The 22,134-nt window shown below is 57.5% G+C and carries 16 protein-coding genes; 9 read left to right on the plus strand and 7 right to left on the minus strand.

Annotated features, from left to right (window positions below; all coding sequences use genetic code 11):
- Nucleotides 1-41: 41 nt before the first annotated feature.
- Together ndhM and gloB are read right to left on the minus strand one after the other, a co-directional pair.
- A complete protein-coding gene (gene ndhM / locus NC979_RS01905) occupies nt 42-389 on the minus strand; it encodes an NAD(P)H-quinone oxidoreductase subunit M (RefSeq protein ID WP_190523203.1) in 348 nt (115 codons plus the stop codon).
- A gap of 98 nt (nt 390-487) precedes the next feature.
- A complete protein-coding gene (gloB, locus tag NC979_RS01910; RefSeq protein WP_190523204.1) occupies nt 488-1,261 on the minus strand; it encodes a hydroxyacylglutathione hydrolase in 774 nt (257 codons plus the stop codon).
- Between the two features lie 229 nt (nt 1,262-1,490).
- On the opposite strand from gloB, the gene NC979_RS01915 reads away from it, so the two are divergent.
- The 6 genes from NC979_RS01915 (at nt 1,491) to NC979_RS01940 (ending at nt 8,895) form a co-directional block, all read left to right on the plus strand.
- Nucleotides 1,491-1,688, plus strand: a complete 198-nt coding sequence (locus NC979_RS01915) for a hypothetical protein (RefSeq protein ID WP_190523206.1) — start codon at nt 1,491-1,493, stop codon at nt 1,686-1,688.
- A gap of 155 nt (nt 1,689-1,843) precedes the next feature.
- Entirely contained in the window at nt 1,844-2,902 is a 1,059-nt protein-coding gene (locus NC979_RS01920; protein WP_190523208.1) for an NAD-binding protein, read from the plus strand.
- A 215-nt stretch (nt 2,903-3,117) separates the two neighbouring features.
- Nucleotides 3,118-3,594: a response regulator gene (locus NC979_RS01925; protein WP_190523210.1), complete on the plus strand. Its 477-nt coding sequence runs from the start codon at nt 3,118-3,120 to the stop codon at nt 3,592-3,594.
- Between the two features lie 591 nt (nt 3,595-4,185).
- Nucleotides 4,186-6,495 (plus strand): sensor histidine kinase, encoded by a 2,310-nt coding sequence (locus NC979_RS01930; protein ID WP_190523211.1) that lies wholly within the window; start codon nt 4,186-4,188, stop codon nt 6,493-6,495.
- Nucleotides 6,449-6,895, plus strand: a complete 447-nt coding sequence (locus tag NC979_RS01935; RefSeq protein WP_190523213.1) for a response regulator — start codon at nt 6,449-6,451, stop codon at nt 6,893-6,895. The genes NC979_RS01930 and NC979_RS01935 overlap by 47 nt, the downstream gene beginning before the upstream one ends.
- Complete coding sequence (locus tag NC979_RS01940; protein ID WP_199308999.1) at nt 6,856-8,895, plus strand: response regulator; 2,040 nt, start codon at nt 6,856-6,858, stop codon at nt 8,893-8,895. Before NC979_RS01935 ends, NC979_RS01940 begins: the two co-directional genes overlap by 40 nt.
- Before the next feature lie 7 nt (nt 8,896-8,902).
- Here the strand turns inward: NC979_RS01940 and ileS are convergent, their stop codons facing one another.
- The 5 genes from ileS to NC979_RS01965 form a co-directional block, all read right to left on the minus strand.
- On the minus strand, nt 8,903-11,887 hold the full coding sequence (ileS, locus tag NC979_RS01945; protein WP_431191005.1) for an isoleucine--tRNA ligase: 2,985 nt from the start codon (nt 11,885-11,887) through the stop codon (nt 8,903-8,905).
- A gap of 60 nt (nt 11,888-11,947) precedes the next feature.
- On the minus strand, nt 11,948-13,075 hold the full coding sequence (locus tag NC979_RS01950; RefSeq protein ID WP_190523215.1) for a Ycf66 family protein: 1,128 nt from the start codon (nt 13,073-13,075) through the stop codon (nt 11,948-11,950).
- 190 nt (nt 13,076-13,265) lie between these two features.
- Complete coding sequence (locus NC979_RS01955) at nt 13,266-14,291, minus strand: anti-sigma factor antagonist (RefSeq protein WP_190523217.1); 1,026 nt, start codon at nt 14,289-14,291, stop codon at nt 13,266-13,268.
- Between the two features lie 204 nt (nt 14,292-14,495).
- Nucleotides 14,496-17,177, minus strand: coding sequence for an aconitate hydratase AcnA (gene acnA, locus NC979_RS01960; protein ID WP_190523218.1), 2,682 nt, complete (start codon nt 17,175-17,177; stop codon nt 14,496-14,498).
- Nucleotides 17,178-17,328: 151 nt separating this feature from the next.
- Complete coding sequence (locus tag NC979_RS01965) at nt 17,329-18,294, minus strand: tetratricopeptide repeat protein (RefSeq protein WP_190523219.1); 966 nt, start codon at nt 18,292-18,294, stop codon at nt 17,329-17,331.
- A gap of 171 nt (nt 18,295-18,465) precedes the next feature.
- Between NC979_RS01965 and NC979_RS01970 the strand changes: the two genes are divergently transcribed.
- The 3 genes from NC979_RS01970 (at nt 18,466) to NC979_RS01980 (ending at nt 22,120) form a co-directional block, all read left to right on the plus strand.
- Nucleotides 18,466-18,831 (plus strand): NINE protein, encoded by a 366-nt coding sequence (locus tag NC979_RS01970; protein WP_431191006.1) that lies wholly within the window; start codon nt 18,466-18,468, stop codon nt 18,829-18,831.
- 10 nt (nt 18,832-18,841) lie between these two features.
- Nucleotides 18,842-19,369, plus strand: a complete 528-nt coding sequence (locus tag NC979_RS01975) for a helix-hairpin-helix domain-containing protein (RefSeq protein WP_190523221.1) — start codon at nt 18,842-18,844, stop codon at nt 19,367-19,369.
- Between the two features lie 351 nt (nt 19,370-19,720).
- Nucleotides 19,721-22,120, plus strand: a complete 2,400-nt coding sequence (locus NC979_RS01980; protein ID WP_190523223.1) for a phosphoketolase family protein — start codon at nt 19,721-19,723, stop codon at nt 22,118-22,120.
- Nucleotides 22,121-22,134 lie beyond the last annotated feature (14 nt).

Consider the following 22,134-nt stretch of genomic DNA (forward strand, 5'->3'; position numbering starts at 1 on the left):
CCTATTTCACGGCGGTTGTGCCAGGGGTGCTAGGGACAGCCCTAGCTAGCTGACTTATCGGCCTCAACTCGAGGTAGCCCCATGCTGTAGTTGAGGGCGCGGCTCTTGAGGTTATAGCTAATGGCTCCCTGCTGCAGGAGCTGCCGAATGAAGTGCTCCAGATCGGAGCCAATGCGGCGCAGGTTGTAGTCGGTCAAATCTTCTCCGGCGGCGGCATCGACCAGTCGATCAAACTCGGCATAGACAGCCTTGATGGCATCGTCAGACCAGTTGAACTCGTTGTCGGGGTCAATGTCTAGGGTGAGTTTGTCTTCGCTGGGCACCAGCTCGTTGTTGGCAACAACAGCGGTGTAAATGTGAACGTGCCGAGTGGTCGATTTGAGCATCATAGCCAGGTGTCGCCCTTCTGAATAGTTGTGGTCTAGGGTGGTTTACCCCAGGATGTGCTGCTGTTGTGATTGTATAGCAACCGTTCCCTGGCTAGAGCTTAGAACAGGTCTTTTTTGCCCCTCAGCCGGGCAAAGGTCTGTACCGTTGAGGTGCTGTTCATGGCCTGCTGTAGGTTAGCTTCATCCCACCGGAGGAAGGGATTGGTTTGCTTTTCGAGCCCTAGCTCAGTGGGCACCGTGGGTTGGTCTTGGGCGCGGGCAGCCTCTACCTGTTTTAACCGCTTTTGCAGAGCGGCATTGGTGCCATCCACGGTGACGGCAAACTTGAGGTTGCTCAGCGTGTACTCGTGGGCGCACCAGACCCGAGTGGTGTCGGGTAGCTGACGCAGCTTGCCCAACGACTCAACCATCTGCTGGGGGGTGCCCTCAAATAGGCGACCGCAGCCTCCGGCAAACAGGGTGTCGCCGCAGAAGAGTTCTCCCCAGTCCTTGGCTGTAGCCGGAGCTAGGTAGTAGGCAATGTGGGCGTAGGTGTGGCCGGGCACGAAAATAACCTCGGCTTGGCGATCGCAGATCTGCACCCGATCCCCCTCCTGCAAAAAATGGGTCTGCCCAGGAATGCGGCCCCGATCTTCGGTGCCGCCGTAGACCTGAGCCTGGGGAAATTGCTCTAGCAGCTGGCGGTTACCGCCCACGTGGTCGCTGTGGTGGTGGGTGTTAAAAATGGCGGTTAGCGTTGCGCCCAGCTCCTTTAGGGTGTGGAGCACCGGCTCGGCATCGCCGGGGTCAACCACGGCAGCCTGTCCCTGAACGGCATCGTGGAGCACAAAGATGTAGTTGTCGCGAAAGGCCGCTACCCGATAAATTTCCATGTAGTGCTCCTTGTTCCGTGCTGTTTTTCCGTAGCTTTTCCGTGGAAAACCTGCCGTTGACCAAGCTTTAATACAGGTTTACTGAATCTTCACCAGCCGCTCAACCGTAGTGTTTAGAGATTGGGCATGCTGAAGGAAGCATGAAAATGTAGCAAGGGCTACACCGCAGGCTGCGGTACGGCCTTGCGAACTTCTACTATCGTCACTCCTGAATCGAGGATTTGCAATCATGGTGTCGTCTCTGCCCGCCCCAGATATTCAGTTGCTTGTTAGCGTTGCCATAGAGCAAGGGACTTTGAGCCGCCGCGACCATCTGAGCCTATCGACGGCGATGTTGAGCAATCCCCTGTTGACCGCCCGCGATCGCCAGTACATCAACCAGGTGTTTGACAATATTCGCTCTGGACGAGTGCGCCTGGCTGATTAGAACTTTCCTTATTTTTCTATACAGACACCGTTGCGCCCTGGCTAACCCCAGGGCGTTTTGCTTTTACAATTTAGGGCAGCTAGGGCTGCGGTAAGCTACGGGGTGGCCGTGCTCTGGGGCCAAGTTCAGATCTAGAGATTCAGCGGTCAACACCTGTGCGTCAAAACCGCCCTCGCTATGGCGAAACGACTGTTGAAGAAAGCTATCGGCACACTCGGCAACACCTGATTCGCGGGGCGATCGCCCTTGGCTGTGTGATGGTGTCGGGGGTGTGCTGGTATCACTTTATAGAGGGGTGGAGCTGGCTAGACTCGGTCTACATGGCGGTGATTACCCTGTCGACTGTGGGCTTTGGGGAGACAAACCCGCTGAGCCCCGAGGGTCGCCTCTTTACCATCCTGCTGATCATGACCGGGGTAGGCGTAATTGCCTATATTCTCAACAATCTCACCGAGGCGATCGTGCAGGGTCACTTTCAGGCCGGGTTTCGCTCACTTAAGCGGCGCAGATTTATGGAATCCATGCAGGGTCACTACATCATCTGTGGCCTCGGCCGTACGGGTCGCCAGGTTGCCACAGAGTTCTTTGCAGAGAATATCCCTTTCGTGGTAGTCGACTCTGAAGATAGCGCAGTGCAGAGAGCCCAACAGTTGGGATACATCACGCTTCAAGGTGACGCTACCCAAGATCAGGTGTTGCTCCAGGCTGGGGTAGAACGGGCCCGCTGTCTGGTGGCGGCCCTGCCCTCTGATGCTGAAAACCTCTACATCGTGCTCTCAGCCAAAACCCTGTCGCCCAATATTCGCACCATTGCCCGCGCCAGCAGCGAAGAGGCCATCCTCAAACTTCAGCGGGGCGGGGCTGATGTGGTGGTGTCGCCCTACATCACCGGCGGCAAACGGATGGCGGCGGCAGCCCTGCGGCCCCAGGTGGTGGATTTCTTAGATGGCATTCTCACTGGGGCTGAGCGCACAGTCTATGTGGAGGAGTTTTTGCTGCTGCCCGAGAGCTGTCCGATCATTGGCAAAACCCTGGCTGAGGCGCAGCTGGGTCGTCAGTCGGGGGCACTGATTTTGGCTATTCGTCGCGACGGTGGGGTGCTGCTTTTTGGCCCCACCGCCGATACTCGCCTCTACCCCGGTGACATGGTGATCAGCATGGGCAATACCGATCAGCTGCGGCTGCTGAGCCAAATTCTCAGCCCCATTGAATAGAGCAGAAAGGCGTGATTGTGGCTCTGAGGTTTATCTCAATCCAGAGCAGCAACCACTAAGGCTTTAAATCCTACAGTTTTCCGCACAGTAGTCATTTTCTGCCGTTTATCGCTAGTGTTCAGTATTAAGGTTTGATGCGCGGCCCACCCAGTGCTTGATCCGGGATGCGTTGATGGATCTTAGCCGAACCTAAACCCGCCCTTGGCGATGACCCTATGCAAGACCTGCAAGAACGCTTCATTTTGGTCATTGATCCCAACCCGGTCCATGCCCAGGTGGTTCAGCGGGTTCTGATCGAGGGATCAGGCTGCGATTCGCAAAGCGATCTGCCCCAGAATCACCTCGAAATTGTCGTGAGCGGGGAGGCGGCGATCGACTACCTGCTGCAGCAGGGTGAGTACGCCCAAGCTCCCCGCCCCGATTTAGTTCTGCTGGATCTCGATCTGCCAAAGCTGGAACTGTCGGAAAACGACGGCTACAACATTCTCACCACCATCAAGACGACGCCTCACCTCAGGCAGATTCCGGTGATTGTGTTTACGGAGTCTGACCGCAGCGAGGATATTTTGCGGAGCTATGCCAGCCAAAGCAACTGTTATGTAGTGAAGATGGCTGATTTAGAGCAGCTGTCTCACACGGTGAAGCAGATCGAGGCGTTTTGGCTTGGGATTGTAACGCTGCCGCTGCGGTAATCCTCTCCTGCTTCAATACATTTGGTAAACAAACAAAAACTATTTAGTATTCTTCCTCGTTGAAAGTCTGCTTTGAGAGAGTGATTGAAATCTAAATTTACCTAAAAAGCAAATTTCCTATTTTCTTAATAACCTTATTCTGAAGCCTCAATTTATCTAAGATATGCTGCTGAATAGAGCCACTTCAGAGCACGATGATCTAACTTGCAGCGGATGGTTGGGCTAGGAATTGTGCAGCACCAATGCATGGAACCCTGTCCCTTCTAGCCTCCTTGCCCAACCGCAGAGATTTTCCCAGGCCAAACGTTCGATTTTCTATGGAGTCCTAAATTTAAACAATTGGACCTAGGCTAACGTTTGTACTGCGATCGATGAGGTCGAGCCGAAAGCTGTTTTTCCTAGTTCTTAAGACTGCTTGAGACCTTGACGCGAGACATTAATGCTTGATTTGGTCGAGCCATTCTAAGGCTCTACTTGGCGCGGCATTGCAGGGCCTTTTCGGGACTAAACATTGCCCTAGACGATTAAAACTTACTTGCCTGAACACCGCCGACTAGCCCACTCATAACTTTCCCTAGGAGAGCGATTGCTATGACCCTTCGAAATCTGAACCTCGACGCCCAGCTGGTAAATCTCAAACAACCCGAGATTCACACCCTGACTCAGGTGCAGCCCCACGGGGTGCTGCTGGTGCTGCGGGAGGCAGACCTGTCGATTGTGCAGGTGAGTCGCAACACCCGCGATGCCTTTGGCCTAGCGGCGGAGGACGTGCTGGGCCAAACCTTGGATGACCTGTTCGACGCCTACCAGGTGGATCAGATTCGAGCGGGCCTGCGCCAGGAAAATCTGGACATCCTGAACCCTACCAAGGTGTGGGTGCGCCGTCGGGGCGATGACTACGCCGTGTACGACGCCATTTTCCACCGCAATAGCGAAGGCTTTTTGATTCTAGAGCTGGAGCCAGCGCTGACCAACGAGGCCATCCCGTTTCTGAGCTTCTACCACCTGGCGCGGGCATCAATTGGACAACTAGAGGCGGGGACAGCCAGCCTGGCGGATTTTTGCCGCATCATCGTCCACGAGGTGCGGCAGGTGACAGGCTTTGATCGAGTGATGCTCTACAAGTTTGATGATGACGGTCACGGCGAAGTGCTGGCCGAAGAAAAACTTGACGACATGGAGGCCTACCTGGGCCTGCACTTCCCCGAGTCTGACGTGCCTAAGCCGGCCCGCAAGATGTTTTTGTCCAACTGGATTCGGGTGATTCCCAACGCCAGCGCCGAGCCGGTGGAGCTGGTGCCTGCCCTCAACCCCGTCACCCAACACGGCACCGACCTGGTGATGTCGATTTTGCGGCAGCCCTACCGCTGCCACACCGAGTATCTGCACAACATGAATGTCGAGGCCTCTCTGACCATTTCGCTGATGAAGGATCAGAAGCTGTGGGGACTGATTGCCTGTCACCACAAGACACCTAAGTACGTGCCCTACGAGCTGCGCAAGGCCTGCGAATTTTTGGGTCGGGTGATTTTTGCCGAAATCTCGACCCTAGAAGAAGAAGCTGACCAGAGCTATCGTCTGAAGCTGGCGGCGGTGCAGTCGGCGCTAATTGACCAGATGGCGCGGGAAGATTACTTTGTTGACGGGCTGGTGCGCCACGACCCCAGCCTGCTGGATCTGGTGGGAGCTAAGGGGGCGGCGATTTGCTTTGGCGGCCAGTGGACCACCCTGGGCCGTACCCCGCCTGAGGAGGAGCTGAACTATCTGGTGCAGTGGCTGAGCACCTCGACCGAACAGGATGTTGTGGTGACCAATGCCCTGCCGCTGGACTACACCGAGGCTCAGCGGTTTAAGGATGTGGCCAGCGGTTTGCTGGCGATCGCCATCTCCAAGCGCAGCTACGTGCTGTGGTTCCGCCCGGAGGTGATTCAGACGGTGAACTGGGGCGGCAACCCCAACGAGGCCTATACCTTGGTGGGCGAGGGCGAGGAGCAGTGGCTGTGCCCGCGCCAGTCGTTTGAGCTGTGGAAGGAGACGGTGAGCTTGCGATCGCTGCCCTGGCAGCCGGTAGAAGTCAAAGCGGCCCTAGAGTTGCGCAAGGCGATCGTCAACATCGTGCTGCGTCAGGCGGAAGAACTGGCCCTGCTGGCCAACGACCTGGAGCGATCGAACGCCGAGCTGAAGAAATTTGCCTACATCGCCTCCCATGACCTGCAAGAGCCGCTCAACCAGGTGGCTAACTTTGTGCAGCTCCTAGAGATGCGCTACGACGCCAAGCTCGACGAAGACGGCAAAGAGTTTATTGGCTTTGCGGTAGAAGGGGTGAGCCTGATGCAAACCCTGATCGACGACGTGCTGGCCTACAGTAAGGTGGACCTCCAGGGCATTGAGTGGCAGCTGACGGAGGTGCAGCAGGCCCTCGACCAGGCCCTCGGCAACCTGCGCGGACGAGTAGCCGAAACCGGCGCGATCATTACCGTCGACCCGCTGCCCACCATCGTTGCTGACGGCACCCAGCTGATGCAGCTGTTCCAAAACCTAGTTGGCAACGCAATCAAGTTTCGCCAGCCTGGTGAAACGCCCCGGATTCACGTTGGGGTGCAGCGCCAGGAGGAGCACTGGCTGTTCTCGGTGGCCGACAACGGCATTGGCTTTGACCCCCAGTTTGCCGAGCGCATCTTTGTCATCTTCCAGCGGCTGCACACCCGCGACGAGTACGCTGGCTCGGGCATGGGGCTGGCCATTTGCAAGAAGATTGTCGAGTGCCACCGAGGCCGCATCTGGGTCGAGGCCGTCCCCGACCAGGGGGCGACCTTCTATTTCACCATCCCCGTTGAAGGACGCGATCGCAACCATGGCAACGGACGCAAGGCCAAAAACTATCTTTTTAGTCGAGGATAATCGCGGCGACATTCGCCTGATTCAGGAGGCCCTCAAGAGCACCGCCGCCCCGTGCGAGATTGTGATCGCCCGGGACGGCATGGAGGCGATGGCCTACCTGCACCGTCAGGGGGAGTTCGCTGAGGCCACTACCCCTGACCTGATTTTGCTCGATCTCAACCTGCCCAAGAAAGACGGGCGGGAGGTGCTAGCCGATATTAAAGCCAGCGACGCCCTCAAGCACATTCCGATCATTGTGCTGACCACCTCGCGGAACGAGGAGGACATTTGCAAGAGCTACGACCTGCACGTCAACTGCTACATCTCAAAATCGCGCAACTTGACCCAGTTGTTCAAAATTGTGCAAGGAATTGAGGCATTTTGGCTAGAAACAGCGACGCTACCCTCGAGTACCCCCTAAACCCGACGGCGGTGCGAGTTCTGCTAATTGAGGATGATTTGGCCGAGGCCCGATTTTTGCAGGAGGTGCTGAAAGGGGCACCTCGCAGTCGTTTTCAGCTCAGCCACGCCAAGCGATTGGGGGAAGCGATCGCCTGGCTAAGGCAAGACGGCTTTGATGTGGCCCTGCTCGATCTCACCCTGCCCGACAGTAGCGGCCTCGACTCATTGGATGTGCTGCTACAAGAAGCCCCAAGCCTGCCGGTGGTGGTGCTGACCAACACCAACGATGATGCTCTGGCGGTGGCCGCCGTGCGCCACGGTGCCCAAGACTATTTGATGAAGCGATCGCTCCAGCAGGAGGTGCTGGTGCGATCGCTGTTCTATGCAATCGAGCGGCAGCGAGCTGAAGACGCCCTGCGCAACGCCAACGAGATTTTGGAAGACCGCGTGCAGGCCCGCACCGCCGAGCTAGAAGCGGCCAATCGAAACCTGCGCCAGGAGATCGAGCAGCGCCAGCGCATTCAAGAACGCCTCACCCTGGCTCAAAACGCCGCCAGCATTGGCACCTTCGAGTGGTGCGTCGACGCACCCGATCGCGACCCCTCAAACCCGGTCGCAGATGTACCCTGGCCCATAGCCGACATGATGGCTAGCTTTAGCGACAGCTGGCCCTGGCCCATTCACCCCGATGACACCGAGCGGGTCACTCAGGAGCTAAGGCGGGCGCTGCAGCAGGGGCAGGGGCTCAAAACCGAGTTTCGTATTTTGGTCGGCGATCGGGTGCACTGGCTGACGATCAACAGCAGCCTGATTTGCGATGTGGAGACCCACAGCGAACGCCTGCTGGGCATTCATATGGACATCACCGACAAAAAACAGCTAGAGGCTCAGTTCCTGCGATCGCAGCGGCTCGAAAGTCTGGGTACTCTGGCCGGTGGCATTGCCCACGACCTTAACAACATTCTGACGCCGATTTTGCTGGTGGTGCAGCTCTTGCCGCTGAAGCTCAAGAACATGGATTCTTGGATTCTGGGGAAGCTTGATATCTTAGAGGCCAGCGCCCAGCGGGGAGCTGACCTGGTCAAGCAAATTCTTGCTTTTACGCGAGGGGTTGAGGGCAAGCGCTTTGCCCTCCAGGTTCACCATCTGCTGGCTGACATTCGCAAGCTAGTTCAGCAGACCCTGCCCAGATCCATTGATGTCTATGCCGACGTGCCAGATAGTCTGTGGCCGGTTTGGGGTGACGCTACCCAGCTGCACCAGGTGTTTATGAACCTCTGTGTCAACGCCCGCGACGCCATGCCAGCCGGCGGCACCCTGCACATTACCGCCGAGAACCTGACCCTAGACCATGACTCAGCCCAGCGGCATTTTCAGGCCCAGCCTGGCCCCTACGTTATAGTTACCGTTGCCGATACCGGCACCGGCATAGGACCAGCGGTGCTCAATCAAATTTTTGACCCCTTTTTTACTACCAAAGCCCTAGGCCAAGGTACGGGGCTGGGTCTATCGGCGGTGCTGGGCATTGTCGAAAGTCATGGTGGCTTTATCGACGTGCAGAGCCAGGTGGGCCAGGGTAGCCAGTTTCAGGTCTATCTGCCGGCCACCTTTGAGCCCAATCCTGCCGCTGTTACCCTCCCCAACCTGCTTGATGGTAGCCAGTCAACGGTGCTGGTAGTAGACGACGAACCCGCGGTCTGTGCCGCGGTACGCACGGTTCTAGAACTGCATAACTATCGGGTGATGGTGGCACACGGCGGGCAGGACGCGATCGCCCTGCTGAGCGAGCACGTGGATACCATCCACACCGTACTGATGGATCTAATGATGCCGACGATGGATGGCTTCGCAACGATTCCGCTGCTGAAGCGCCTTAACCCAGACCTGCGGGTGGTTGCCATGAGCGGCCTCAACTCCGTCGATGCTGTCGCCAAAGCCGAGCAGCAGGGGTTCCAGGGCTTCTTACCAAAGCCCTTCACTCGCCAAGATTTGCTTCAGCGCATGCAGCCTGTAGACTGACCAGCGGCTAAAAGGAGCCCGCTAGAGCTTCAACGCAGCGATCGCAGATCGTCGGATCATCGCTGCTCTCGCCCACGTGGATGGAGTAGTTCCAGCAGCGATCGCACTTCTCACCCTCGGCATCCACTACACCAATACCTAGGGCATCAGACTCGCTACTGCACTTAACGCTCGCCAGGGCTTCAGGAGTATCCAGCACCTCCACCTGGGAAACCAGGAACAGGTAGCGCAGTTCGTCTACGTGGTTAGAGGCAGGGGCAACTGCATCCGTAGGATTCATCGCTGCCAGCTTCGCCCGCAGTTCTGGATCGGCCACATATAGTAGCGCTTTAGCTTCCAGGGATGAGCCAATGTCCTTGGCTGTACGGGCCTGCTCTAGCACCCGGTTCACGTCCTGGCGCACGGTACGAATCTGGCTCCACAGATTGGCCAGATCCGGCTGCTGCCATTGGTCGTCCATTTGCACCCACCCCGCTTGAAACACCGATTTGTGGGCGGTGGGATAGGGCAGGTTTTGCCAAATGTCTTCGGCCATGTGGGAGAGCACCGGGGCAATGGAGCGGGCCAGGTTTTCGATCGCGATCGCCAGCACCGTCTGACAGCTGCGCCGCCGGAAGGAATCTGCCGCACTGATGTACAGCCGATCCTTGGCGGCATCCAGGTAAAAGTTCGACAGATCGACCGCGCAGAAATTCTGCACGGTTTGGAAGAACCGGAAGAACTGATAGGTTTCGAAGGCGTCGGTGATGTCGGTAAACACCTCGGTCATGCGGTGCAGCATGTAGCGATCGAGCTCGGGCAGCTGGTCGTAGGGCACGGCGTCCTTCGCTGGGTCAAAGTCGTGCAGGTTGCCCAGCAAAAACCGCGCCGTGTTGCGAATCTTGCGGTACACATCCGACATCTGCTTGAGGATGTTGCCCCCCAGGGGCACGTCAGAGGAATAGTCTACCGACGACACCCACAGGCGCAGCACGTCGGCCCCATAGGGCGGGTCCTGCTTCTGGTTTTTGCCGCCGTTGATCACAATTGCCGGATCTACCACGTTGCCGATGGATTTACTCATCTTGCGGCCCTGCTCGTCGAGGGCAAAGCCGTGGGTGAGCACCGTTCTGTAGGGGGCGCAGCCGTTCACCGCCACGCTGGTCAGCAGACTCGACTGGAACCAGCCTCGATGCTGGTCAGAACCCTCCAGGTACATATCCACCGGGTATTCCAGCTCGCCGCGCTGCTGAGCCACCGCCGCCCAGGAAGAGCCCGAGTCGAACCACACATCCATGGTGTCGGTGCCCTTGCGGTAGGTGTGGCCGTTGTTGCGGTACTGTTCTGGCAAGAGTTCCGCCTCGGTTAGCTCCCACCAGGCGTCGGAGCCTTTTTCGGCAAATAGGGCCTTGATGTGGGCCAGGGTTGTTTCGTTGAGCAGGGGTTCGCCTGTGGCTTCGTCGTAGAACACGGGGATGGGCATGCCCCAGGTGCGCTGGCGCGAGATGCACCAGTCGGAGCGATCGCCCACCATGGCCGTAATCCGGTTTTCGCCCGTGGCCGGAATCCACTGTACCGACTGGATCGCCTTTAACGCCTCGTCGCGGAAGCCCTCGACGGAAGCAAACCACTGCTCGGTGGCGCGATAAATTGTGGGCTGCTTGGTGCGCCAATCGTAGGGATACTTGTGGACGTAGGGCTCGTGCTTGAGCAAAGAACCCGCTTTCTCCAGGGCTTCAATCACCGCTGGGTTGGCGTTGGTGAGCACGTTGAGCCCCGCGAAAGGACCGGCTTCCTCGGTCATGTCGCCCTTTTCATCCACGGGGCAAAGCACGGGCAGGCCGTAGCGCTGACCCACTTTGAAGTCTTCGTCGCCGTGGCCAGGAGCGGTGTGCACCAGGCCCGTGCCCGACTCGGTGGTGACATAGTCGCCGCCAATCAGAATGGGGCTGGTGCGATCGAACAGCGGGTGGCGGTAGGTGGAGTACTCTAGGGCCGCGCCTTTGATTTCGGCTTTGAGAGTAAGTTCAGAGCCGAGCACCTGGGCCATGCGATCGCACAGATCCTTGGCAATGATCAGGTACTTAAACGGCTTCCCAGACGCTACCTCAACTACGGCGTAGGTCAGTTCCCCATTCACCGCTACCCCCAAGTTGGCCGGAATTGTCCAGGGAGTCGTCGTCCAGATCGCTACGCCCAGCTCGCCCAGGTAGGGCTCTAACGCCGCCTTGGCGTCAGGGGACGCACTCACCATAGGAAATGCTGCGTAGATGCTGGGAGAGGTGTGGCCTTCGGGATACTCCAGCTCTGCTTCTGCCAGGGCCGTCTGAGAGGTCGGACTCCAGTGAACAGACTTGAGGCCACGGTAAATGTAGCCCTTCAGGTACATTTGCCCAAACACCTCAATCTGAGCGGCTTCGTACTCCGGTGTGAGGGTTAGGTAGGGGTGATCCCAATCGCCCCAGACGCCGTAGCGCTTGAAGCTATCCCGCTGGCGATCGATTGCTTTAAGGGCAAAAGCCTTGGCTTTATAGCGCAGCTTGATCGGCGTCAGGTTAGCCCGCGCCTCTAGGTCCATGGCTTGGAGCACCTTCAGCTCAATCGGCAGGCCGTGGCAGTCCCAGCCCGGAATGTAGCGCGCCTTGCGGCCATTGAGCAGCTGGTATTTGTTGATTGTGTCTTTGAGAATTTTGTTGAGGGCGTGGCCAATGTGCAGATCGCCATTGGCGTAGGGTGGCCCGTCGTGCAGCACAAAAATCTCGCCGGGGTTGCTGGTCGACAGAGTTTCGTAGATCTGGTTTTCGGCCCAAAACGCTTGAATCTCAGGCTCGCGCTGGGTGGCGTTGGCCCGCATGTCAAAACTGGTCTGGGGGAGCAGAACGGTGTCTTTGTAGCTTTTAGGGTCTGTCACAGCCGGAGGTTGACTAAAGGTGAAGGATGCTCGCGCCATTATGGCAGATTCGGCCCGCTGACAGTCGCTGAGGGCCATCTCTGGTGAGCCATCTCTATACATTAGGCCAGGTTGAGGGCAATTGTCGGGCTAATCTTGGCGTTCGGGGTCGGGGGAAACGACCTATAGGTCGCTGGGCCAATTTTCCTCTTCCTCGGCTTCGGGAATGCTGGAAACCTCGCGGGCCTGAGGGTATGGGCTGGTCTCTTGAACGGCATCGGGTTCTAAAATGCTTGAACTGTCGCGGCTCAAGCTTGTATCCTGTGGCATTCCAGGAACGGGAACCGACTCGAAAGGAGTATCCCGGCGGGGCTCGTCCCCTTCAAACCCGTCAAAACTCTCAGTGGCTTCGGTATCAACGATAGTCACTGTCGAGGATGGATCCACGCCTGACGCGGCTCTGGCAGTGGAATCGGGGTTAGCAGCAGGTGGACGCTTGGGTTTGGCCAATGGCGAGGGCCGGGGTGGAATTTCGATTACCGCTCGCTTGGGTTTAGGGCTGGTTCTGGCTTTAACAATGTCTCCCACCCATGCCTTTAACCCGGCTAACCTGCTCCCGATCGGAGGGGGCTTCTGTTTAGTCTTGGCTTGGGGAGTTTTGGGGGAAGTTTGAGGATTTTTAGTGATTGGCGTAGCCTGCGGAGCGCGGGATTGGGGCGATCGCGCTGCTTTAACCGGTGGCGAAGTCGGAGATTTGGCAGGCTCCAAGACTACGGGTTCTGGAATGTGGCCTACGGGTTCAGGCGAGATGGCCCTAGAAGACGATGGCCGACGAGAGCTAGGCGCTAGCTCATCGACAAATTCGTAGTCCACATCCTTAAGAGACGACGCTCGAATTTCGCTGGTAGCGATCGCCGGATCGCCCGGCAGCCTGCCGTCTTCTGCCTGAGGCAGCCAGCGCCCCAGGGGAGTGCCCCGCAGCAGATCGACTGTCCACTGCTTCAGCTGTTGCCCAAAGGTCGCCCAAGACTCTTGAGTAACGAGCGTTTGTAAATCTAGCGGCGTGCGCTTGCGGCGCAAACTTAGAGTTTGCCAACCCAGCCAGCCCAGCAGCACCACGCTAGCCAAATGACCCAGCAGCTCAGTGGGCGAGGTTTGAACGGCGCTAAACCACAGCACCAGGCCGTAAAATGCCCCTACCCCGCTCCAGAAAAAGTCGTGGCGGCGATGCACTTCAGGGAAAAAGAAGGCGGCCCCATACAGCGAGATGCTGCCCAACCAAACTGCGATCGCTAGAACGTGAACCCCCATGCCGCCCACCGTGCCCGCTACCTCAACACCACTACTCTATCGCGGCTTGCTAGACCAGGTGCGATCGGACGGCTTCCTTAAAGTGGAAAATCTTTATTCTCCTTGAGAATAAAGATTTTCAGGAGTCTCTCGGCAGGTCAGCTATCCGCCCGCCTATCCTACTCACCTATCCACTTTTTCCCACGGTGCTTTACGACGCCCCGGCCTTCTTCGAAAACAGTACCAAAACTGTCTTAACGATCAGCTGGATGTCGTAGGCCAGGCTCCAGTTCTTCTGGTAGTCGAGATCCATGCGAATCACGTCTTCAAACTTTTTCACCGTAGATCGACCGTTGACCTGCCACTCGCCAGTCATGCCAGGTTTTACGTCGAGGCGCTGCCACTCAGGCACCTTGTACTGCTCAATTTCATCGGGGGTAGGAGGACGGGTGCCGACCAGGCTCATGTCGCCCCGCAGCACGTTCCAAAATTGGGGCAGTTCATCGAGGCTGGTGCGGCGCAGAAAGCGGCCTACTTTAGTAATGCGAGGGTCGTTTTCATTCTTAAACAGCGGCCCTTCTACTTCATTTTCGACCTGGGCCTTGAGCGCTTCGGCATCGGTCACCATGGAGCGAAACTTCCAAATGTGGAAGCGTTTGCCCATCCACGAGCAGCGCACTTGTCTAAAGAAAATCGGGCCGCCATCTTCGAGCTTAATAGCAATCACAATGGGCACCGACAGCACTGCGGTCAGCACCAAACCCACCAGCGCTCCGACGATATCCAGCAGGCGCTTGCCCTTTGAGGCCACTGAGGGATGGGTGGTCAGCGCTACAAATCTCATTTCGGGCTTAAGGGCAGGGCTCTCGGGCTCACCGGCAACCGGTTCAAAGGTAAACAGCTGCTCAAGGTCGGTTAGAGCCAGCACCATGCGTACCTGCTCTTGCACTCCCCGCAGCACCATGGCAATGCCCTTGGTCTGGCAGGTGCGATAGCAGATCACTAGGGCCCCTAAGCCACTACTGTCAATAAACTGAGTCTGGCTTAGGTCAATAATGATGGTTTCAGGGGTTGGTTGGCTTAGGCTGTGGTGCTTCACCTGTTGCTCAAACTCGACCGCCTCAACAACGGTTAAAGTAGACGGCACGCTAACAACCCGAGCGGTGTCTATCGCCTCATTAGAGAGCTGCTCTGCGACTACTTGTGGATCCTGATCTGGGGCAATGGATGAGGTCATACCGGCATCCCTGGTAATGGTTAGTGGCAATAGGTACTGTCAGAATTCCCTTGACAATGTCCAAACTATAGGAGGCGCGGTCTGGGGTTGACTTGACCACGCCTCCATCTTCAACGAGTCTTAACGAGTCGTTGATGAGTTGATTAGGAGAACCTGCGTATTTCTGCCCTTGACGGATACAGAATGTCAGGGTTCCAGAGCCCCCTAAGCAGCTAACAGCTGCCGCAGCACGTAGGGCAAGATGCCGCCGTGACGGAAGTACTCCACTTCATCTAGGGTGTCGATGCGGCACAGCAGCGGTACGGTGGTGCTGTCGTTACCGCTCCGGTGAATCACTAGGTTGACGGTCATGCCGGGCTGAATGCCGCCGCTGAGCCCCGTGAGGTCAAAGGTTTCACTGCCGTCGAGGTGCATCATACCTCGGTGCAAACCGTCTTTAAACTGCAAAGGCAGCACCCCCATGCCGACTAAGTTAGAGCGGTGAATACGCTCGAAGCTCTCGGCTACCACGGCCTTAACCCCCAACAGTCGGGTGCCCTTGGCCGCCCAATCGCGAGATGACCCAGTGCCGTACTCTTTGCCCGCGATTACCACGAGGGGGGTACCGCTGGCCTGGTACTTCATGGCGGCCTCATAAATGGACATGTCGGTACCGTCGGGCGTGTATCTGGTCACACCGCCTGAGGAACCGGGCACCATTTCATTCTTGAGGCGAATGTTGGCGAAGGTGCCGCGCATCATCACCTCGTGGTTGCCCCGGCGCGACCCGTAGGAGTTGAAGTCGGCAGCGGTGACGTGGTTGCCTACCAGGTAGCTGCCGGCGGGGCTGTCAGTCTTAATTGCTCCAGCCGGGGAGATGTGGTCGGTGGTGATGCTGTCACCCAAAATCGCCAGAGGCCGGGCACCAATGATGTCAGCAAAGGCCTGACCGTTGACGCTGGGGGCCATATCGGTGAAGTAGGGCGGATTTTGCACGTAGGTGCTGTCGCCGCTCCAGGTGTAGGTCTGGCTTTCGGGGGTAGCGATCTGCTGCCAGTCGGCGGTGCCGGTGAACACGTTGCTGTAGCGGCTGCGGAACATGTCGGGGGTGAGGGCGGCGGTCATTACCTCAAAGATCTCGGCGCTGGTGGGCCAGATGTCTTTGAGGTAGACGGGGCGGCCTTCGGGATCCTGGCCGATGGGGTCAGTTTTGAGGTCGATGGCGAGGCTGCCTGCGATCGCATAGGCCACCACCAGCGGCGGTGAGGCCAGATAGTTGGCCTTGGTGTGAGGGCTCACGCGCCCCTCAAAGTTGCGGTTGCCTGACAGTACCGCGCCCACCACCAGGTCGTTGCCATCAATGGCGCTGGCAATGGGGCCAGACAGAGGGCCAGAGTTGCCGATGCAGGTGGTGCAGCCGTAGCCCACTAGGTTAAAGCCCAGGGCATCCAGGTCTTCCTGAAGGTTGGCCTTTTCGAGGTAGTCGCTCACTACCTGGCTGCCGGGGGCGAGGGAGGTTTTAACCCAGGGTTTCACAGTCAGCCCCTTGGCCCGCGCTTTGCGAGCTACTAGACCGGCCCCAATCATTACCGAGGGATTGGAGGTGTTGGTGCAGCTGGTGATAGCGGCGATTACCACGTCGCCGTCGGTTAGCGAGTAGTCGGTACCCGCCACAGGGACGGATTGCTTCTCGGCGTAGGGCTTACCGCTAAAGCCAGGAAAGTCACTTTCCTTGAACTGCTGAGCCAGGGCCGCCAGGGTGACGCGATCTTGCGGCCGCTTTGGCCCTGCTAAGGAAGGTTCCACCGTGGCGAGATCGAGCGATAAGGAGTCGGTGAAGACGGGTTCGGGGGCGGCAGCATCGCGCCAGAGACCTTGGGCTTTGGCATAAGCTTCTACCAGGGCGACGCGATCGGGGTCACGACCCGAGAATTCCAGGTAGCGAATGGTTTCGCCATCGATGGGAAAGAAGCCGCAGGTAGCCCCGTACTCGGGAGCCATGTTGGCGATGGTGGCGCGATCGGCCAGGGTGAGGTGGTCGAGGCCGTCGCCATAAAATTCGACAAATTTGCCAACGACGCCCTTGGTCCTCAGCATCTGCACCACGGTGAGCACCAGGTCGGTTGCGGTAGCCCCCTCAGGTAGCTGCCCGGTGAGCTTAAAGCCCACCACCTCAGGAATCAGCATCGAAATCGGCTGACCTAGCATAGCGGCCTCAGCCTCAATGCCGCCCACGCCCCAGCCCAGCACCGAGAGGCCGTTGATCATAGTGGTATGGCTGTCGGTGCCCACCAGGGTGTCAGGGTAGGCAACGGTTTCGCCATTTGCGGTCTTGGTCCATACCACCTGGGCTAGATACTCCAGGTTGACCTGGTGGCAAATGCCGGTGCCCGGTGGCACCACGCGGAAGTTGTCGAAGGCGCTCTGACCCCAGCGTAAAAAGGCGTAGCGCTCAAAGTTGCGCTGAAATTCTTTTTCGACGTTTTGGCCAAAGGCGGCGGCGCTGCCGAAGGAATCGACCATCACCGAGTGGTCGATGACTAGATCGACTGGAGAGAGGGGGTTAATTTTGTCGGGGTCGCCGCCTAGGTTGACCATAGCGTCGCGCATGGCGGCCAGGTCGACCACAGCGGGCACGCCGGTAAAGTCTTGCATCAGCACGCGGGCCGGACGGTAGGCAATCTCGCGGTTGGAGGTTTTCTCCGTTAGCCAGTCGGCTACTGCCTGCACGTCTGTCGCCGTGACCGATCGCCCGTCTTCGTGGCGCAGCAGGTTTTCGAGCAGCACCTTAAGACTGAAGGGCAGGCGGCTGATATCGCCTAGGGCTGCTGCCGCAGCGGGTAGGCTGTAAATGGTGTAGGTGGTATCGCCTACGGTGAGGTGGGTCTTGGCATTAAAGCTGTTCACAGGGCTTGGGCTCTCCGATCGCGACGGGGATCTATCTATATTCGATCATAGATAGCGTTGCGATTTTATTACATGGGTTGTACCGCTGTGCTGTAGGCTTTGTTGCCAATCATTCCCTAAACCCAAGGAGGGTCTGGGGATTGCCTAGCGCTTAGCGGCTGGGACCTTTAGAAAATAGCTTGCCAAACAGAGATCGCTTAGGGCTGTCTGATGGTTTGCTATCCGGCTGCTTAGGGTTGTCCTGCGTAGGTGTGGCAGTAGGACGAGGCGGGAGATCAGTCATGGTGAGGTTGAGCTGCCGGGCATATTTCAGGGCTACAGCGTTGTTGGGATTGAGGCGTAGCGCCTGCTTGAAGTGCACCTTGGCCATGCCGGGCAGCTTTTGCATCAGATAGGCCTGACCCATCAGGCAGTGGTAGCTGCTGTTTTGAGGGTCAATTTTGAGGGCATCCTTGAGTTCTTGAATAGCGGCCTGAACGTTTTTACCCTTGAGATATTCTTGGGCTCGGCCGTAGTGGCGATCGGCGTAGGCCTGCCCCGATGATTTGCCGTTATTAGCAGGGTGATCTGCTAAGGGGTCAGATGCGATCGCGGTGGCAGATACTAGCCCGCTGCGCTTTTCGCGAATCACTGGCTCACCCATCTTGCGGCGCAGGTACACCAGGTTGAGTTCGCTGAGCTGCTGGGTGCAAGCTTCAAACTCGGTTAGAGATGTATATTGGCGATCGCACAGCTGATCGATCGCCTGCTCGTAAAACACGTCTACCTCGGCCTCGGCCACATCTAGCAGATACTTACCGGGTTTGCTGGTGGGCTGGAGTTTCTGATCGCGGCTGAGGCGGCGCACTTTGAAGCGGAGAGCCGCCAGTACCTCGTTGCGGCCCTTGTCTTGCTTGAGGCGCTGGTAGGCGGGGTTGACTAGCTTGGGCAGCACCTGGTCGGCCAGCTGGCGCAGCTCGGCCGGCACATCGATTAAGGCGTCGGGGTGCAGCTGTTTGGCTACCACCCGGTAGCGCTTGAGAATGCGACGCTCATCGGCTGCTACTGACACACCTAGTAGCGCGTAGGGATCGGTGAAACGGTTGAGCCATTCGGGGGAGAAGGCAGCGTGGGGCATTCAGGGGGCAGAACTAGAGGAGTTTATTCTATTGTTGCGGAACTAGTGAGAACGACGGCTCAGAATCCGGAGGGCAATGTCGATTCTTTACGCCCGTCTTATACTGAATTCACAAGCTAGTGCAAAGCTTTAGCCTCTATGGGCTCCATACGATAGCGAAGGGCAATGATGTTGGCAGAGCGTTCCCGTCGAACAGCCGTCATTCTAGCGTGGCTGGGGGTATTAGCCCCAGTGTCAGGATTCCACAAGTTTTATCTAGGTCAGCCCTTTTGGGGCACCCTCTATCTGCTCCTGAGCTGGACTCCCCTTCCTCGAGTTGCCTGTGCCGTTGAGGGTCTTATGCTGATGGCCCAACCTCTCAGTGCCTTTGCCCCATCAGAGTCTTCCACCAGTCAAGCTAAGGGGGGCCTTGACCCAGCTCAGATTAGCGCCCTTGGGGTGGCCCTGCGGGAGCTAGACACCCTGCGCCAGGAGGGGCTGATTTCGGAGCTAGAGTTTGAGCAGAAGCGACGTCAGCTTTTAGATCAAGTGGCCTAGGGATGCGACAGTGCTAAAACGTTGGCAAGGCTTGAGGGCACAGTTACATCCCCTGGCGGCTCGCCTGGGCCAACCGAACTATCGGCTCCAGTCTTACCAGGAGGTTGAGGTGGCCGCCAAGCTGGGGTTCACCTTGGATGTGAACCGGGCGACGGTTGATGACTGGCTGCGGTTGCCGGGGCTATCGATTCGCCAAGCCCAAGGGTTAGTGCGCCTGCGTCAGGCCGGGGTGCAGTTTCACTGTCTGGAAGATCTAGCGGCGGCCCTGGGAACGACCCCAACCCAGCTTAGACCCCTGGCTGCGGTGCTGTCGTTTTGCTACTACGAGGAGCACTGCGGTACTCTGCCCACGGTGAGTTTGAACCAGGCCACCCTCTCTCAACTGTGTGGCCTGCCCGGCATGCCCCCCGCGCTGGCCCAGGCAGTAGTGCAGGAGCGATCGCAGCGCGGCCCCTACCAAGATCTAGCCGATCTCCAGCGTCGCCTGGGTCTAGCCCCCGAGCTGGTGCAGACTTTGATGTACTATCTACGGCCCTAGCTATAGAGCTCAATCAGCATTACGAAATAGCTATATCAATGCTCACAAAAAAAGGCTGGTCCAACTCGTTTTGTGGAGTTGGCTAAGCAGCGATCGCACCTATCTTAGGGTTAGTTTTGAGGCGTAAATAGTTTCTTAGATGTCTGGAAATAAAACTATAAATCGCGATCGCTGACAAGCCTCAAATGCTTGCTTGGTAAAGTTCGTAGATTTTTTAGCTATCTTAATCAAAACTTAGTTTCAAGAAAGTATTGTCTAGACAATAGAAAATGCTCTAGAACGTTACCTAGGCACAAAAACCCTGTTTTTAATGCTTCAGAGATAGCGAGCACTTTTGCTGGAATTAACGTCATGGTAGTAGCCTCCCCGCCCCAAACCAAGCCCCTCACCGATGAGGAACTGCGCAAAACGCACGCCTATTGGCGAGCCTGCAACTACCTCGCCGTAGGCATGATCTACCTGCGCAGTAACCCTCTGCTAAAGGAACCCCTCAAGTCTGAGCACGTCAAGCACCGTCTGCTGGGCCACTGGGGCGCTTCGCCAGCCCTGAGCTTTACCTATATTCACTGCAACCGATTAATTAAAAAGTACGACCTCAATATGATCTTTGTGGCTGGGCCAGGCCACGGTGCTCCAGGGGTACTGGGGCCGGTCTATTTAGAAGGCACCTACTCCGAGATCTATCCCGACAAGAGCATGGATGAAGACGGCATGCGCCGCTTCTTCAAACAGTTTTCCTTCCCCGGCCATATTGGCAGCCACGTCACCCCCGAAACCCCTGGCTCAATTCACGAGGGTGGGGAATTGGGCTATAGCCTCTCGCACTCCTTTGGGGCCATCCTCGACAACCCCGAGTTAATCGTCGCTTGTGTCGTGGGCGACGGGGAGGCCGAAACGGGAGCCCTCGCCACCTCCTGGCACTCCAATAAATTTATCAACCCGGCTCGCGATGGCGCGGTGCTGCCCATCCTCAACTTGAACGGCTATAAGATCGCTAATCCGTCCATTCTCTCGCGGGTTTCTCATGAGGAGCTGGAATATTTGTTTAGGGGCTATGGCTACACGCCCTATTTTGTCGAGGGCAGCGACCCGGCCGATGTGCATCAGCAAATGGCCGCCGTCATGGAAGAGTGCATTCTCAAGATCAAAGACATTCAGCAAAACGCTCGCGTCAACGGCAGTCAGGAGCGCCCCCGCTGGCCAATGATTGTGCTGCGCACCCCCAAGGGCTGGACGGGGCCTAAAGAGGTGGATGGCCACAAGGTGGAGGGGTTCTGGCGGGCTCACCAGGTACCCATGGGCGGCATGCACAGCAACCCCGAACACCTGCGCCTGCTTGAAGAATGGATGCGCAGCTACGGTCCTGAGGAACTGTTCGACGAGAACGGTGCTCTGATTCCTGAGCTAAAGGATTTGGCGCCGGTTGGCCCTCGCCGCATGAGCTATAACCCCAACGCCAACGGCGGCATACTGCGCAAGGCTTTGAAGATGCCCGACTTCCGCAAGTATGCGGTCGACGTGCCGCAGCCCGGCAGCGTGGAGTATGAGAATACCAAGGCTCTGGGCATTCTCATGCGCGAAATTATGCGCGACAATCCCAACAACTTTCGCCTGATGGGGCCAGATGAAACGGCATCTAACCGATTGAACCCGGTATATGAGGTCTCCAAAAAGGCCTGGATGGCCGATTATTTGCCCGAAGACCTCGACGGCGGGGAGCTTTCCCAAGATGGTCGGGTGATGGAAATGCTCAGCGAGCACACTCTCCAGGGCTGGCTGGAGGGCTATTTGCTCACCGGTCGCCATGGCATGTTTCACAGCTACGAGGCCTTTGCCCACGTGGTCAGCTCAATGTTTAACCAGCATGCCAAGTGGCTAGACATTTGCAAAAACCACGTGCCCTGGCGGCGATCGGTGTCGTCGCTCAATATTTTGCTGTCGTCGCTAGTGTGGCGGCAGGACCACAACGGCTTTAGCCACCAAGACCCCGGCTATGTCGACCTGGTGACCAACAAAAGCCCTGACGTGGTGCGGGTTTACTTTCCGCCCGACGCCAACTGCCTGCTGTCGGTGGCCGACCACTGCTTCCGCAGCATCGACTACATCAACGTAATTGTTTCTGACAAGCAGAGCCACCTCCAGTACCTCGATATGGAGCAGGCGGTGACCCACTGCACCAAGGGACTGGGCATTTGGGATTGGGCCAGCAACGACGACTGCGGCACCGAGCCGGATAACCCTGACGTGGTGATGGCCTGCTGCGGCGACATTGTGACTAAAGAATCGCTGGCGGCGACCGCTATTCTGCGGGAAGAGTTTCCCCACCTGAAGGTGCGGTTTGTCAACGTGGTTGACCTGTTTACCTTAATTTCGTCTGGGGAGCACCCTCATGGGCTCAGCGATCGCGACTTTGACTCACTGTTCACCCCCGACAAGCCGATTGTCTTCAACTTCCACGGCTATCCCTGGCTGATTCACAAGTTGGTGTATCGCCGCTCAAACCAAGACCGCATTCACGTGCGGGGCTATAAGGAGCAGGGCAATATCAACACCCCGCTAGAACTGGCGATCAACAACGAGATCGATCGCTTCAACTTGGTGATCGACGTGATCGATCGGGTGCCCAAGCTGGGTTCGGCGGCGGCCCACGTGAAGGAGAAGATGAAGAACAAGATCATCGAGTGCCTTACCTATGCCCACACTGAGGGCAAAGATCAGGATGAAATCGTCAACTGGCAGTGGCCCTATTAAGCGCGGTCGGTGTC

Origin of the sequence: Leptolyngbya subtilissima AS-A7 (assembly GCF_039962255.1) — a bacterium.
Classification (GTDB): Bacteria; Cyanobacteriota; Cyanobacteriia; order Phormidesmidales; family Phormidesmidaceae; genus Nodosilinea.

What these genes read in the sequence shown, in the direction of transcription:
- NC979_RS01965 (WP_190523219.1), bottom strand. Translation starts at nt 18,294, where the DNA reads ATGCCCCACGCTGCCTTCTCCCCCGAATGGCTCAACCGTTTCACCGAT.
- ileS (WP_431191005.1), bottom strand. Translation starts at nt 11,887, where the DNA reads ATGTATAGAGATGGCTCACCAGAGATGGCCCTCAGCGACTGTCAGCGG.
- gloB (WP_190523204.1), bottom strand. Translation starts at nt 1,261, where the DNA reads ATGGAAATTTATCGGGTAGCGGCCTTTCGCGACAACTACATCTTTGTG.
- NC979_RS01915 (WP_190523206.1), top strand. Translation starts at nt 1,491, where the DNA reads ATGGTGTCGTCTCTGCCCGCCCCAGATATTCAGTTGCTTGTTAGCGTT.
- NC979_RS01955 (WP_190523217.1), bottom strand. Translation starts at nt 14,291, where the DNA reads ATGACCTCATCCATTGCCCCAGATCAGGATCCACAAGTAGTCGCAGAG.
- ndhM (WP_190523203.1), bottom strand. Translation starts at nt 389, where the DNA reads ATGATGCTCAAATCGACCACTCGGCACGTTCACATTTACACCGCTGTT.
- NC979_RS01935 (WP_190523213.1), top strand. Translation starts at nt 6,449, where the DNA reads ATGGCAACGGACGCAAGGCCAAAAACTATCTTTTTAGTCGAGGATAAT.
- NC979_RS01950 (WP_190523215.1), bottom strand. Translation starts at nt 13,075, where the DNA reads ATGGGGGTTCACGTTCTAGCGATCGCAGTTTGGTTGGGCAGCATCTCG.
- NC979_RS01930 (WP_190523211.1), top strand. Translation starts at nt 4,186, where the DNA reads ATGACCCTTCGAAATCTGAACCTCGACGCCCAGCTGGTAAATCTCAAA.
- NC979_RS01925 (WP_190523210.1), top strand. Translation starts at nt 3,118, where the DNA reads ATGCAAGACCTGCAAGAACGCTTCATTTTGGTCATTGATCCCAACCCG.
- NC979_RS01980 (WP_190523223.1), top strand. Translation starts at nt 19,721, where the DNA reads ATGGTAGTAGCCTCCCCGCCCCAAACCAAGCCCCTCACCGATGAGGAA.